The sequence below is a fragment of the Mesorhizobium sp. LNHC209A00 genome (genome assembly GCF_000502915.1).
Taxonomy (GTDB): domain Bacteria; phylum Pseudomonadota; class Alphaproteobacteria; order Rhizobiales; family Rhizobiaceae; genus Mesorhizobium.
On the sequence record NZ_AYWT01000003.1, the window covers coordinates 311394 to 325802 of the forward strand.

13 protein-coding genes and 1 pseudogene are annotated in these 14409 nt (G+C 64.1%); all 14 read right to left on the reverse strand.

Translation table 11 applies throughout. From position 1 onward, the window contains the following. Positions 1–4: 4 nt before the first annotated feature. Positions 5–1264 carry a flagellar hook protein FlgE gene (locus tag X739_RS156800; RefSeq protein ID WP_023781311.1) on the reverse strand — a complete coding sequence of 420 codons (1260 nt, stop codon included), beginning with the start codon at positions 1262–1264 and terminating at the stop codon, positions 5–7. Between the two features lie 79 nt (positions 1265–1343). Beyond that, positions 1344–2086: pseudogene (locus X739_RS01000000165910) on the reverse strand (response regulator transcription factor). A 221-nt stretch (positions 2087–2307) separates the two neighbouring features. Continuing rightward, positions 2308–2838 carry a transglycosylase SLT domain-containing protein gene (locus X739_RS156795; protein ID WP_031240052.1) on the reverse strand — a complete coding sequence of 177 codons (531 nt, stop codon included), beginning with the start codon at positions 2836–2838 and terminating at the stop codon, positions 2308–2310. Beyond that, positions 2825–4204: a flagellar hook-length control protein FliK gene (locus tag X739_RS156790; protein WP_023793938.1), complete on the reverse strand. Its 1380-nt coding sequence runs from the start codon at positions 4202–4204 to the stop codon at positions 2825–2827. The genes X739_RS156795 and X739_RS156790 overlap by 14 nt, the downstream gene beginning before the upstream one ends. Beyond that, on the reverse strand, positions 4201–5571 hold the full coding sequence (locus tag X739_RS156785) for a chemotaxis protein (protein ID WP_023793940.1): 1371 nt from the start codon (positions 5569–5571) through the stop codon (positions 4201–4203). The genes X739_RS156790 and X739_RS156785 overlap by 4 nt, the downstream gene beginning before the upstream one ends. Continuing rightward, positions 5568–6941 (reverse strand): MotB family protein, encoded by a 1374-nt coding sequence (locus tag X739_RS156780; RefSeq protein WP_023793942.1) that lies wholly within the window; start codon positions 6939–6941, stop codon positions 5568–5570. Before X739_RS156780 ends, X739_RS156785 begins: the two co-directional genes overlap by 4 nt. After that, on the reverse strand, positions 6938–7558 hold the full coding sequence (locus X739_RS156775) for a hypothetical protein (RefSeq protein WP_023793944.1): 621 nt from the start codon (positions 7556–7558) through the stop codon (positions 6938–6940). The genes X739_RS156780 and X739_RS156775 overlap by 4 nt, the downstream gene beginning before the upstream one ends. 3 nt (positions 7559–7561) lie before the next feature. Then, positions 7562–9211: a flagellar basal-body MS-ring/collar protein FliF gene (fliF, locus tag X739_RS156770; protein WP_023781317.1), complete on the reverse strand. Its 1650-nt coding sequence runs from the start codon at positions 9209–9211 to the stop codon at positions 7562–7564. Positions 9212–9337: 126 nt separating this feature from the next. Beyond that, positions 9338–10408: a flagellin gene (locus tag X739_RS156765; RefSeq protein WP_023770453.1), complete on the reverse strand. Its 1071-nt coding sequence runs from the start codon at positions 10406–10408 to the stop codon at positions 9338–9340. A 274-nt stretch (positions 10409–10682) separates the two neighbouring features. After that, positions 10683–11669: a flagellin gene (locus X739_RS156760; RefSeq protein ID WP_023770452.1), complete on the reverse strand. Its 987-nt coding sequence runs from the start codon at positions 11667–11669 to the stop codon at positions 10683–10685. 207 nt (positions 11670–11876) lie between these two features. Next, on the reverse strand, positions 11877–12608 hold the full coding sequence (fliP, locus tag X739_RS156755) for a flagellar type III secretion system pore protein FliP (protein WP_023781318.1): 732 nt from the start codon (positions 12606–12608) through the stop codon (positions 11877–11879). Beyond that, positions 12605–13099 (reverse strand): flagellar basal body-associated FliL family protein, encoded by a 495-nt coding sequence (locus X739_RS156750; protein ID WP_023793948.1) that lies wholly within the window; start codon positions 13097–13099, stop codon positions 12605–12607. The genes fliP and X739_RS156750 overlap by 4 nt, the downstream gene beginning before the upstream one ends. Before the next feature lie 20 nt (positions 13100–13119). Then, the gene (gene flgH / locus X739_RS156745; RefSeq protein WP_023770449.1) at positions 13120–13824 is read right to left on the reverse strand and encodes a flagellar basal body L-ring protein FlgH; all 705 of its coding nucleotides are present in this window, start codon (positions 13822–13824) and stop codon (positions 13120–13122) included. Further along, positions 13821–14408, reverse strand: a complete 588-nt coding sequence (locus tag X739_RS156740) for a MotE family protein (protein WP_031240056.1) — start codon at positions 14406–14408, stop codon at positions 13821–13823. The genes flgH and X739_RS156740 overlap by 4 nt, the downstream gene beginning before the upstream one ends. Between the last annotated feature and the right edge of the window lies 1 nt (position 14409).

Consider the following 14409-nt stretch of genomic DNA (forward strand, 5'->3'; position numbering starts at 1 on the left):
CGGTTTATCTCTTCAGGTTGACAAGGACGTCCATCAGGTCGGAACCGGTCTGGAAGACTTTGGAATTGGCGGTGTAGCTGCGCTGGGCCGCGATCATGTCGGTCAATTCCTCCGCGATATCGACGTTGGAATTCTCGAGCGCGCCCGAGATGATCGAACCGGCCTTGCCTTCGTTGGCAAAGCCGACACGGACCGCACCGGAGTCGGTACCTTGCGCGTAGACATTGCCGGGCAGCGCCTTGAGCTGGTCGGGGCTCTGCACGTCGGCCAGCGGAATTTTGTAGAGCGGCTTGGAGGTGCCGTCCTTGTACTGGGCGTAGATGGTGCCGTCCTTGCTGATCTGCACCTTGTCGATGGTGCTCGGCGCGTTGCCGTTCACCTGGGCGTCGGTGACGGTGAAGCCGGTGCCGAGCTGGGTCAGCTTCGACAAGTCGAGGGCAAGGCTGGCGCCGCCCGGGACGGTGAATGAAATGCCGGTCGGGGTGCCGGTGAGCTTGCCGGTGGTGGTATCGAAGGTTAGGTTGGCCGTGCCCAAGGCGCCGCCGGCAGCGTAGGGAAAGCCAGTTCCGGCTGTCGCCTTCGACTGGTCGAAGACCGCCACCTCCCAGGTGCCGGCCCCGGTGTTGGTGAAATAGACGTCGAGCAACTTCTTGTTGCCGAGATTGTCATAGGCGACCATCGACGATTTCGAAGTATACTGCGCTCCCGCCGAGTTCGTGCTGGGCAGGTTGCCGGCAGCGACGGGTGTCGCGCCTGCCGGCAGATTGCCGCTGAAATTGCCTTGGGTGCTCGGAGTCGCGGTCAGTCCCTGGTCGGCGATGACAACCGGCTCGAGACCTTCGAAGCCGTTCACCGTGGCCGCCGGCGCCCCATTGGCGTAGCTGTAGGCCATCAGCTGGAAACCGGCGGCATTGACAAGCCGGCCCTGTGCGTCGGGAACGAAGGCGCCGGCGCGGGTCAGGAAAGGCGTGCCGCTTGGATCCTGGACGACGAAGAAACCATCGCCGCTGACGGCAAGGTCGGAGACCGAGGTCGTGTATTGAAGCACGCCCGGATCGCTGACCGCCTGGCGGATAGTGGTGGTGACGCCGCCGGAATTATAGGCGCCACCGGTCGACGGCATGATCAATGTCGAAAATTCGGCCGAGGACCGCTTGTAGCCGGTGGTATCTGAGTTGGCGATGTTGTCGGCTGTCGTCGACAGGCGGTTCGCCTGGGCGTTCATGCCCGAAACGCCGGTCCGCATCATTCCGTAGAGGCTCATCGAGATGTCTCCGCAATATCCATGCCACTGGCTTCGAGGCTACGCGTCCTGTCTTGCGCGAGGCTGGCGCGGAGCCGCATCAGAACACGAGCCGGTAGCCGAGGAAGCGCTTGGAATCGATCGGGTCGGTGCCCAGCTTCTCGCGCAGTTTCTTACGCAACTTGCTGATGTGGCTTTCCACCACGTTCTCTTCGACCTCCTCGTCGAAGATGCCGTAAATGGCGTTGAACACCTGGGTCTTGGTGACGCGGCGGCCACGGTTGCTCGCTAGATATTCCAGGATACGGCGCTCGCGGCGCGGCAAGGGCAGCGGCTGACCGTCGATCTCTGGATCGCGGCCGTCCATGAAGATGCGCATGGCGCCGATCTCGGTATAGGCGACGTCCTCGCTGGCGCGGCGGCGAATGGCGGNCCGTCCATGAAGATGCGCATGGCGCCGATCTCGGTATAGGCGACGTCCTCGCTGGCGCGGCGGCGAATGGCGGTGATGCGGGCCAGGATTTCGCGGATGTGCACCGGCTTGCGGATGACGTCGTCGACGCCGCTCTCGAACAACCGGAGCGTGTTTTCAAGCGAATGCTGCTCACTGAGCGCAATGACCGGAGCTCCGGTGCGGTCGCGGATCTGGCGCGGCGAGATCGCGCCGTCGCGACAGTCGCCGATCAGGAAGGCCCGCACCGATCGCAGATCGGTGTCGGCGGCCGAGTTGACCCACTCGCCGAACTCGCCCGGCGCGAAACCGGCGCAGGCGATCCCCTCGCGGTCGAAAAGTGAATTGTAGCCCTCTGTCACGAGCTCTCGCTCGTCAACGATAACGATCATCGGCCCCGCCTCCGAATCAGCACATTTGCCCCGTGGAGAAAGGCGTATCCGCTGGCGGGAATCCTGAACAACCGTCATTTCTTGTAACTAGTTTCTTGGGAGTCTGGAACGTGTCGGTTGCATTAGCGTGCAGCCAGATATGCTTGCGGTCCAAGTCCCGGCCAAGTCGAATCGACCGCTCCGCAGCCGCGGGACTGATGTATTAGAAGTGGAGAATGCGCTTACGGGTTGCAGAAGGCGCGAGCGTTCGTCGTCCATTTGCCAAAGCCGGTGGCCACCATGTTGGCGATCACCCTGCAGACATAGACCTTCTGCGCCGGGTCGTTGTCGGGTCCGGCATGATAGCGGGCGACGGCCATGGACCAGGTCTCATGGCGGGCATGGAGGCTGGCCAGGAAGCGTGCCGCGTAGTCGACGTTCTGGCGCGGGTCGAGCATGTCCTTGACGCTTCGGAAATGCGAGGCATGATAGTGATGGTTGATCTGCATGCAGCCGAGATCGATCAGCGTCTTGCCCTCGCGCTGGGCGTCCGCGAAGGCTGCAAGAGCTTCGTCCCGGCTTCTCGGGAAGACTGCTTTTCCTTCTATATTCAATGCGTTGGGTTGAAGGCTGCCTTTGTTTCCGGTTTCCGTCAACCCGACCGCATAGAGGATGCCGGCAGGCACGCCATAGCGGTCGGCGGCACGCAGGATCTCGGGTTCGCAAGGATTGGTGGCGGCGCCTGCGCTGCTCGCTAGGCTAGATAAAAACATCGCCGCCAGCGCGCTCGCGAGAAGGCGAAGCGGCGCGGCCGTGTGCTTGCGCTTCATCATGATTACCCCTTGCGGATTGCTGACCTGGCTGCTGGCCGCCGGCTCCACTGTTGCCGCCGCTGGAATTTCCGGGCTGGAAGGATGACGGATCGCGGCCGGGTGCAGCGCTCACCGAGGCGGTTGCATCCGTGCGGGTTGTGGAGGGAATTGCGACCGAAGGTTGCAGGATGGTGACCTTGTCGACCTCGAAGCCCAGCCCGCGCAGCGACTTAAGGATCGCCTCGCCGTCACTGGAAAGCCGGCGATAGGCATCGTGTGTTTCGGGCTTCAACTCAATCGACAGTTGTTCTCCGGAGAGCCGAAGGTGGGCAGTGACCATGCCCAGTTCGGCCGGGTGAAGTTCGATCTTCAACACATGTGTCGGAACGGCAACAGAGCCCGTCAGCTGAGCTGTCGCGGAAGCGGTGGAAAGCGCCTGGTTCGGACCGCCATCGGCTGAAATGGCGCCGATCACGTTGAGGGCTGCCTGGCTTATCGGTGCCTGCGGCGGCGCGGGGAAGCTGCGTTCGGAAACAACGTCGATGCGTGCCGCCGCCGACTGCTGTTTTCCCGGCTCGGACCGCAACGAGGACTGGAGATCGGCGATCGATTTCAGCTGCGGCGCCGCCTGTTTCGTCTCCACGCCCGGCACTTCCGCAGGCACCTCGGGCAAGGGGCCGGCCGCGATCGTACTGTCATGTTTCGGCGTGCCGGCGGCATCGCGAATGAGCCGGCCGTCGAGTTTCATCAGCGGTACGTCGACCAGTGATACCCGCTCGGGCTTGGCCATGGGCTCGAGACCGTCACGCCCGGCGGCGGATTTCTGCCGATAAGCCTTCGGCGGAAGCTGTCCAACGACCGTGGCGTCCTGTCCCGTTCCGGCCGCGCTCTTGTCGGCCGTTTTGGCCGATGTCGAGAAATGGCGCAGGTCATGAAACGCCATCAGCAGCGCTAGATGCTCGTCGAGCGGCGTCGCGCCCGGTTCGGCAGCCGGCGCGTCGGCATAGGCATACTTGTCCGTCCCGGCGTCCTTGCCGTCCTTCATGGATTTCGCGGCAGACGATCCGCTCGGCGTGGTCCTTGCCTTGCTGGCCGGCCTGGGCTCGTCCTCGCCTGCCTTTGCCGCAAGCTCCGCGGCAAGCTTGCTCCACCGCGGATCGCGGGAGCCTGGCTCGGCCGGTGGCTGCTTCTCCGAATGGGCAGGGCTTGCGCCGCCGTGTACCATCTCTCCGAACCCGGTGTCGTCCTTCTTTCCGGACGCGGCCGGCTGCTCGGCCGTGCGCGCGGTGGTAAATCCTGGCAGGGCCGGGCCGAGGCTGGGGGTCATTTCGGGGCGGCTCCAAGCATCTGGTCGATCAGGTCTAGCTGTCGACGGGTTTTCGTCATGGCGGCGTCGGTCGGGTCTGTCGTGTCGGCGCTGGCCGCGACCGCCGGGGCCGATGCCGGCAGGACGGTTGCCGCGTCGGTTGCCGGCGCGGATACGTTCGGCGCAGCGGGCGCCGCCGCCTGGGGCGCCATGGCCGGCTTCTCGGACACGGCACCCTCGACGGGTGGCAATCCGGCGGCATCCGCGGTCGATGCGGCCGCAATTTCGGGTTCTGGCGATGGTACGACCGACGCGGGCGCCGGATTGGCGACCGGAAGGGAAGCAGGCGGCGCCACCACTTCGCCGGCGATGGCCTGGGCCGCATCGAGCAAGGCCCGGTCGCCGTCCGATAATTTGCCGCGGTCGATCTTGCCAAGTTTGGTGCGCACGTCCTCGATGGTATCGGAGGTCACCGTGGACAGGCTGGAATAAAGCAGGGCGCGCGGATCGCCCTGGTTGGTGTTGCCGTCGCGACCCTGTTCGGCCCGCGCCGAGGCGAAGGCCGACAAGTCACTCATGCCGTCAATCGCGGCGCGGCGCGCGATACGCAGATAGATCACCTTCTCGCGCTCGGGGTCCATCATCGAGGTGATGTCGGCCAGCTTGTCCTGGCTGATCGACATATGCAGTGCGATGACGCCGGAGACGAAGGAGTCGGCGAACTGGCTGGCGTAAGGCGAATAGAGGTAGCGCTCGACATATTGGGTGGAGGCAAGCGCGAACCGCGCCGCGTCGCCCTGCGTCACGGCAATGCCGACCGATCGACGCAAAGCCGCTTCCTCGACCAGAGTGCCGGGGCTGAGCAGCTTGGCCTCATCGAGCAGCGTGAGTGCGGCCGCCGGCTGATCCGTGGCAAGCAGTGACCCTTTGACCAAAGCGAGGAATGCGCCGAGATCGCCTGGCAGGGTCATCGGGTCGATCGGCCTCAGAGCTTCGATCGCTTCGCCTGGCCGGCCGTTCAGATAGTCGATTACCCCTTTGGCTATGGCAAGGTTCTGCGGATCGGAGGCGGCACGCGATACGGCCGCCTCGACGGTCACCGGATTGCCGCCGCTCATGCCGTAGACCAGCAGCGCGCGAAAATTCTTGGCATCCTTGAAATCCTCGGCGTCCGCCGCGCGTAACCGCGCATCGGTCATTTCGAGCAGCTTGGCCTGCATGGGCATCGCGGCGTGATCGCCGGCGGCGATGCGGTCCTGAACGAGCTGCAACGAGCGGACCAGCTGATAAGGCTGCAGCGCATCCTGGGCGAGGCCCACGGACGGACTAGCCGTGGCTAGCAGCAGCAGCAGCGCCATCATGCGGCTGGTGAGCGCCGCCCGTTTCATCCGCCGGTCGCCATCAGGATTTCGATGCGGCGGTTGGCCGCCGACATTGGATCAGCGGCATCCTTGGGCTGGCGATCAGCGAAGCCGGCAACCTCGGTGATGCGGCGTTCATCGACGCCGCCACGCACGAGCATGTAGTAGGCCGAGTGCGCGCGCGCCGTCGACAGCCGCCAATTGTCGTAGCTGGCACCGCGGAAGGGACGCGCATCGGTGTGACCGTTGATGCTGATGGTGCCTTTCTGGCTGTTGACGATGCGGCCGATCTTTTCCATCGCCAGCACCAGTTCGCGGCTCGGCACCGCAGAGCCGACCTCGAACATGCCGAAGTCGAGCTGATCGGTGATGGAGATGACGACACCCTTGTCGGTGGCTTCCACCGAGACGCCGTCATGCAGCTTGTCGCCGGGCTTGAAGGCGTCGGCCAGCAGCTGCTTAACGTCCGCGGCGGCCTTCAGCGCGGCGGCGGTCGGAGCCTTGTCCTCCTCGGATTTTGCGGCCTCCTGCTTCGCTGCGGCCGTGTCCGCCTTAGCCACATCCGCCTTGTTGTCCGTAGCTTTAGCGCTGCCCGCCTTGGCATCACCGATCTTGGCATCACCAGTCGTGACCATTTTCGCCGCGGTGTCCTTGCCATCCCCGGCCAGGGGCTCCAGTGGTGCATCCTTGACCGGCGGCGCCGGCGGCACGGCCTTGACCTTGGCGATCTGTGTCTCGGCAGCCTTGTCGCCGGGCTTGAGCGGATCGCCCTCGACCCTGGGGCGCTGGGCACTCGCCTCGGCGCCGGGCGCGGCGACCTGCTGCGACCAGAAGTCCGGCTCGAAAGGATCGCGGTAGGACGCGCCGCCCGAGGCGCCCGTCGCGGGGCCGGAATTCTGCGCGCCGCCATCGCCCTTCTGGCTGACATTCTGCATGACGCCGGTATCCGTGGCGATCTCCGAAAGCACCGCATAGGGGTCGGCGAAAAGATGCTCGTCGGACTGTTGCGACTGCTGTGGCTCCTGCTTGTCCTGTTTGCGATTGGACGAGCCCGCGGCGCCGGTGCCGTCCTGTCCAGCCTTGGTGGTCGCTTCCTGCGGGTCGTCGGCCGTCGGCCCGGCCGCGCGCGGTCCATTGCCGAGATCCTTAAGGCCCTTGCGGCTAGACTCGCGGTCGACCAGCTTGACGGGATTGAAATAGCTGGCGACGGCCGTCTTGGTCTGTTCGTTGGCGGCATTGATCAGCCACATGACCAGGAAGAAGCACATCATCGCGGTCATGAAGTCGGCGAAGGCGATCTTCCAGACGCCCCCATGATGACCTTCGTCGTGGTCGTCATGGCCGCGCCGCACGATGATGATCTCGTGCCTGCCATGATCGGCTTCGGCGACGCTCATGACAGGACCTCGGACAGGGTTACCGACCATTCGGCCATGCGCGTTTCGAACACGGCCTCGTCGATGGTGACCATCAGGTCGAAGCCGGGCGCCTCGATGAAGTCGAGATTTGCGGCGCGGGAGCCAAGCGACGCCTTCAGCGTTTCGAACAGCGAGAGCGGCCCGCGAACGGCAATGCGCACCGCTTCGCCATCGCCAACGGCTTCGCGGATCGCGCCGGCGAGCGCTTCGAGCGAGCGCTCCCGCAGATCGTCGCTGACAACGCCGCCGATGATGCGGGCGACAGTGGCGGCGACAAGATCCGTCACGCGCGCCTCCATGGCGTCGATGCGCGACGAGACCGTCTTGCCGACATCGCCGCCGAAGCTGTCGAGAAAGGCCTTCGCTTCGTCGGCATTTGCCTGGCGTTCCGCTTGCAGCGCCGCTTCATGGGCCGCGGCAAGCCGTTCGCCGAGCGCCGCCTCCGCCTGGGCAACGGCTTCGGCGATCAGCGTGCCGATATCGGCCGTCGATGCTGCCGCCTCGGGCTTGTGCTCGGCGGTGGCCTGCGGCTGACTGGCGCGTTGCGCGCGCGTGCCGAAATCCGGGAGAAGATCAAAGAGGGCTGCGGAGGGCATGGTCTACGCCGCGACTTCCTGGGCCGCCCATTTGCGCAGGATCTGCGCGGTGCGTTCCTCGTTGATGTCGACCATGCGGGCAAGCCGCTCCTGCGGAGCCGGCCTGATCTTCTGGCGCAGATCGTCGAGCGGGGTGGCGCCGGCACGCGTGCCGGGCAGAGCGCCAATGGCGGCACCCGCATCGGCGGAAGCGGCCGCCTCCGGGGTGGGCAGGGAGCGCTGGACTTCATCGAAATTGGGGCCTGCTATAGCGGGCGTCGCCTTTGCCGTCAGCGCGGCCGCCATCGGCCGCAAGCCGAAGAAGGCGACCAGGAACACCACCACGATGAAGGCGCCGGCATTGATCAGCGTGCCGGCATGCTGGCCGATGGAATCGAGCATTCCCGCCTGTGGCACCGCCTCGCCGTCCAGCCCGTCGATGAACTCGACGGCCGAGACGTCGATGACGTCGCCGCGCTTGTCGTCGAAGCCGGTGGCGGAGCTGACCATCTTCTGGATTTCGGCGACGCGCTTGGCGATCTGGTCCGGTGTCGCATCCTTGCCCAGGATCGTCTTCAGCCGATCCTGGTTGACGACGACGGCGATCGACATCTTGGTGACGCTGTAGCCATTGGAGACGGTGGCGATCTTCTTGGAGTTGATCTCGTAGTTGGTGATCTCCTCCTTGCGGTCGTTGGCCGAGGAGGTCTGCGGACCCTCGGTGCTGGTCGCTTGGGTCTCCGGCAGGTTCTGCTCGACGCTGGCCGGGGTCGAGGCCTGTTTCTGGTTGCTGTTCTCGTTGGCGCGCACCGACTGCACCGAGCGCTCGACGCGGGACTCCGGATCGAAGATCGTCTCTTCGGTCTGGCGGGTGTCGGTGTTGACATCGGCTTTGACGCTGGCGCGGAAATTGTCGGGACCGAGATAGGGCGTAAGCGCGCGGCGGATGTTGTCGCCGATCTGCGCTTCCACGGTCTGCTCGACGCCGAGCGTGCGAGCGGCACTGGTGTTGGATGGGTCATCGCCCGCGGCCAGCAGATTGCCGTTGGAATCGAGCACCGTCACCTTGTCGGCCGACAGGCCAGGGACGGCGGCGGCGACGAGATGGCGGATCGACATGGCGCTCTTCTCCGCGTCGATGCCGGCGTAGCGGATGACGACCGAGGCCGAGGGCTGCTGTTCGTCGCGACGAAAATTGGCGCGCTCGGACATGACGATGTGGACGCGCGCCGCCTTGATACCCGATATCGACTGGATGGTGCGGGCGATCTCGCCTTCGAGCGCGCGCACCCGGGTGATCTGCTGCATGAAGGAGGTGAGGCCCATCGCGCCGACATTGTCGAACAGTTCGTAGCCGGCATTGGCGCTGGTCGGCAGGCCCTTTTCGGCAAGCAGCATGCGCGCCTGCGCCGTGGTGCCGGCCGGAACCAGCACGGAGGTTCCGTCGGCGCCGACGTCGAAGCCGATGCCGGCCTCGCCCAGCACCAGGCCGATCTGGTTCACGTCGGAGCGATCGAGCCCGACATAGAGCGTGTCGTAGGCCGGGCGGTTGAGGTAGACCGAGGCGATGCCGATGACGCCCATCACCAGGACGGCGATGCCCGCCAGCATGGCCAGGCGCCTGACGCCAAAGCCGCGGAGATTCGAGATGATGCTCTGGATCTGTTCCGGCACGATTGAGCGACTCCCAGCATGACTGTCCGCCGGAACACTAGCCCCCGAAGCTTGTGCGAAAATGAAATCGGGCCGCGCTTGCGGCGCGGCCCGTGAATTTCGGAGTATGCGTCAGCTACGCCGAGGTTAGCCGTTCTTGAACAGCGACAGGATCGACTGCGAGGAGCTGTTGGCGATCGACAGCGACTGGATGCCGAGCTGCTGCTGAACCTGCAGCGCCTGGAGGCGGGTCGATTCCTTGTTCATGTCGGCATCGACCAGCTGGCCGACGCCGCGATCGATTGAGTCCATCAGGCTCTGCGTGAAGGTCTTCTGCAGGTCGATGGAGCTCTTGGCCGCGCCGAGGATGGTGGCGGAGTCGGTCAACTGGCTCATGACCTTGTCGATCTTGCCGACCATCTGGGTGATGATGTCGTCGGTCACGCCGGCCGCGGTGATATCGAGATTGTAGGCGGAAACATTGTCGATCCTGGGAACCACCGCCCCGGCCGCGGTCTGGCCGGCGGTGTTGGCGGCAATGTCCGTGCCGCCGCCGGCGATTGCGGCCGCATAAGCGGTATCATACAGGTCCTGGGCCGCCGCCGTGGAATAGACCGAGGTCTGGCGGTCAAGTGTGCCCTGGTTCTTGACGGCGGTGGAGAGACCGGAATCGAACAGCTTGGTGCTCTCGACATCAATGTCGATCGTCCCGAGCGAGATGGCGCCCGACGATGAGCGATTGAAGGACGACACGATCTTGGCGTCTGCCTGGACGCCATCATTGGGGGCGGCGACCTGCGTAGATGTCACCGACAGATAATTCGAGCCCGAAAAGGTGGCGGCATCGGCAAAGGACTTCATCTGCGCCTGGAGCGCGGTGATTTCAGTCTGCGTCTTTGCCTTGGCGGCACCCGTCTGGCCAATGGTCGAAAGCAACTTGGTCTTGATCTTGCCGATCGTATCCAGCGCATTGTTCATGCCGGTATAGGCAGTGTCGACCTTCGAGGCGCCGAGGCCAAGCGCATCCTGGACTGTCGACAGCGCCTGGTTGTCGGAGCGCATCGTCGTGGCGATCGACCAATAGGCGGCGTTGTCGGAAGCCTCGGAGACCCTGTAGCCCGTCGAGATTCGGGCCTGCGTTTGCTCGAGCGACTTGTTGGTTGCGTTGAGGCTCTGAAGTGCGGTCAACGCCGCGGCGTTCGTCATGATGCTCGCCAAGAAACTCGCTCCTTTTCCAGACCGGTCTTTCTCAAACCGGCGTTGCCCTCGCGTGCCGCTCGACCCGCTCGTGGATTACCGTCACCCGATCGGGCCGATTCGGCAATCCGTTGTAAGTCATTGGTTAACCATGACTAGCGCGTTATGGTTAACGTCCTGTTAAAAGCCGGCCTTCGAGGGTTAAGAAACGGGGGTTGCGCGGAGCTGGAGCAAACGCAAAACGGGCCGCGCTTTTGGCGCGGCCCGTTTGCCTAGTTTGATCGGTCGAAAGGGATCAGCCGCGGAAGAGCGACAGGATCGACTGCGACGAGCCGTTGGCGATCGACAGCGCCTGGACGCCGAGCTGCTGCTGGACCTGCAGGGCCTGGAGGCGGGTCGATTCCTTGTTCATGTCGGCATCGACGAGCTGGCCGACGCCGCGATCGATGGAGTCCATCAGGCTCGAGGTGAAGGTCTTCTGCAGGTCGATCGAGCTCTTGGCGGCGCCGAGCTTGGTGGCGGCGGTCGTCATGTCCTTGAGCGCGGCGTCGACAACCGTCATCATCTGCGAGATTTGAGCGTCGCTGGCGGCCGTAGTGCCCGAGAAGATGGCCAGGCTGGCGACCGAATAGGTATCGCCTGCAACGATAGCGCCGCCAATGGTCGGGGCCTGTGCTGTGGTGGTTGCAGCGCCAGTGGTGCCAAGACGGGCTGTGTCGAGGATGCCCTTGGCTGTCGGCGCTGCGCCGGCGTCATAGAGCTTGATGCTTTCCACGTTGACGTCGATCGTCGAGATCGAAACCGCGCCTGTGGCGCTGCGGTTGAAGGCCGAAACGACCTTCACGTCGGCCGCCGTGCCCGAAGCGGTGGACACCGAAAGCATGTTGGTGCCGGAGAAGGTGGCGCCATCGGCGTAGGCCTTCAACTGATCCTGCAGGGCCTTGATTTCGACCTGTGTCTTTTCCTTGGAGGCGTCGGTCTGACCATAGGACGCGGTCAGCTTCTGCTGGATCGTGTTGATGGTTGTGATCGCGCTGCTCATGCCGGTGTAGGCGGTGTCGACCTTCGAGGCGCCGAGACCGAGCGAGTCCGAAACGGTGGACATGGCCTGGTTGTCGGAGCGCATGGTGGTCGCGATCGACCAGTAAGCAGCGTTGTCCGAAGCCTGGGAAACGCGATAGCCCGTCGAGATGCGGGCCTGGGTGGTTGCGAGGTTGTTCTGGGTGGCGTTAAGGCTCTGCAGCGCCGTCAACGCGGCAGTGTTCGTCATGATACTGGACATGGCTACTCGTCCCTTGTTTTTACACGGTGTTTTTTTGCATACCGGCTTTCCCGGTATGACGGAGCGGCATCATGCCAATGATCGTTATTTCCAATCACCCGCCATCTGCGAGGACTATGGCGGCAAGTCCCTACCAAACGACTAAACCGCACGGTTAATCGAAAATATTCCGAGAAAAATAGAACGGGCGCGGCTGACGCGGGAAGGTCAGGTGAAAGAGCGCACCAGGCTGCCGACGAGCAGGTTCCAGCCGTCGATCAGGACAAAGAACAGGATCTTGAACGGCAACGACACAACCGTGGGCGGCAGCATCATCATGCCCATCGCCATGGTGATGGTGGCCACGATCAGGTCTATGACCAGGAATGGCAGCACGATCAGGAAGCCGATCTCAAAGCCGCGCCGGATTTCGGAGATCATGAAGGCAGGCACCAGGATGCGCAGGTCGACCGTCTCTTTTGCAACGGTCTGGCCGCGTTCGCGGGCGAGGTCGGCGAAAAGGTCGAAATCCTTGTCGCGCACATTGTGCAGCATGAAGGTGCGGAACGGATCGGAAATCTTCTCGAAGGCCTCTGTCTGGCTGATCTGATTGTCCATCAACGGCTTGACGCCAGTGTTCCACGCCTGATCGAAGGTCGGCGCCATGACATAGAAGGTCATGAACAGCGACAGCGAAATGAGGATGAGGTTCGCCGGCGTCGATTGCAGGCCGATGCCGGCACGCAGGATCGAGAAGGCGATGACGAAGCGGGTGAAGCTGGTCACCATGATCAGCAGCCCCGGCGCCACCGACAGCACGGTAAGCAGGCCGAACATCTGGATGATGTAGCCGACGGTGGCGCCATCGGCCTTGCCGATACCGCCAAGGTCCAGTTGCTGGGCCGCCGCGACGGAGGTGGCGGCACCGATCAGTGCCGCGGCAAGAAGGAGTTTTCTCATTCGAGCAGCAATGTCCTGACGAGGACCTGTTTGACGTGTCCCTGACTGCGGATCGAGGCGCGTTCGTCGAGATCGGCCTTCAGGTGCTGGTAGCCGCTGGCGCCCTCGATCTGGTGCATCTTGAGGGTACGCACGAAGGCCAGAAGATCCTGCTGGACGTCCTCCGCCATCGCCGGCGGCTGCGGAGCGTCGTAGACCACGGAGACTTCCATCCTGATCCAAGTGTCCGCAGGTGAGGCGATGTTGGTGGTGATCGGCGCCAGCGCGACGACCGTCGGCCCCGCGCCTGCTTGTTGCGCGGCTTCGGGCTGGGGTGGCTTGCCCTCGTTCTCAGGCGCGCCTGGCACCGACGATGGTGCGCCGACGCCCTTGAGATAGCCGCCCGACATCCAGCCCATGCCGATGGCGGCGGCCGTCACCACGAGCAGCATGGCGCCCTGCACGGCAAGAGAAGGACCCTTGCGAGGCTGAACCTGATCGACATTGGCCATGGCGCTACGCTCTCCAACGCCTAGAACGGAAGAACCTGGTCGAGAACCTGCTGGCCATAGGCCGGCTGCTGGACCTCGCTGACGCGGCCACGGCCGCCATAAGAGATGCGCGCCTCGGCGATGCGTTCATAGGAGATGGTGTTTTCCGCGCCGATGTCCGACGGGCGCACCATGCCGGCGATGGTGAGCACCCTGAGCTCGTAGTTGACGCGCACCTCCTGGGACCCCCTGATCATCAGATTTCCGTTGGGCAGGACCTCGGTAACGACGGCGGCGACGTTGAGCTCCAGGTTTTCGGAGCGCTTGACTTCGCCGTCGGCGTTGGTTTCGGTGCTGGAACTCAAGCCGGCGTCGCCCTTGCCGCTGGTGCTGTTGCCTTCCCATCCGAGCGTGACGTCATAGCCCAGCTTACGTGCGGCGGTGCGGCTCCGGTCGTTCTGGTTCTTGAAGTTGGCCTTGTCGTTGAGCTTGATCCTGACGGTCAGGATGTCGCCTTCGCGCAGCGCCCTGGGATCGGTGAAAAGCCGGCTCTGGCGGTCGTCCCACAAAGAGAACTTCTTGACCGGAGCGGCGGGCGGCTGGGGATAGCTGTAGGGTGCTGCCCCGTCGCCGGCGATGCCCGAACCGACCGGCGACAGCGATGGTTCCCTACCGATTTCCTTTAAGTTGGTTGCGCAGCCGGACAAGGCCGCGGCCGCGCACAGGATGAGCATTCTGCGGATCATGACGGATCTACCCTTCGGGCTGCGCTGGCCATGATGCCGGTGAGCGTCGCCGCCGCCTTCTGGTCCATTTCGTTAAGGATGACACCCGCCTTGCGTGAATCGAGCTTCATCAGGATAGCCGCGGCGAGGTCCGCATTGACGATCGCCAGGCGTTCGGCCGCCGCATCGGGCTTCATGCCGGCATAGATCTTGACGACGCCGTCCTCGGCCCGGGCCAGAAACACCTCGCGCCGCTTTAACCAGGTTTCGTATTCGGCTTTTTTTGCGTCCAGCGCCTTCATGCGCTCGTCGATGCCTGCCTGCAGCTGCTTCAACTCCTCCGCCTGCAAGGCGTAGCGGCGGTCGCGCGCGGCATCGGCGATGTTGGAACAGAAGCGCTCGATCTCGCTCTGGTCCGGCGCCTTTTCTCGTGTCAGTTGCTGCGGTGCGATCCCGGGCTGCGCTCCGGGCAGGATCTGACGAACGACATCCTCGCCGCGTGCGCCGCTGCTCGAAACGGACATGGCCGCGATGACCGCGGCGGCGAACACGATTGCGCGGGGAGGGCGTCCTTGATGGGATGAGATGGAGATGATCATCGGCATC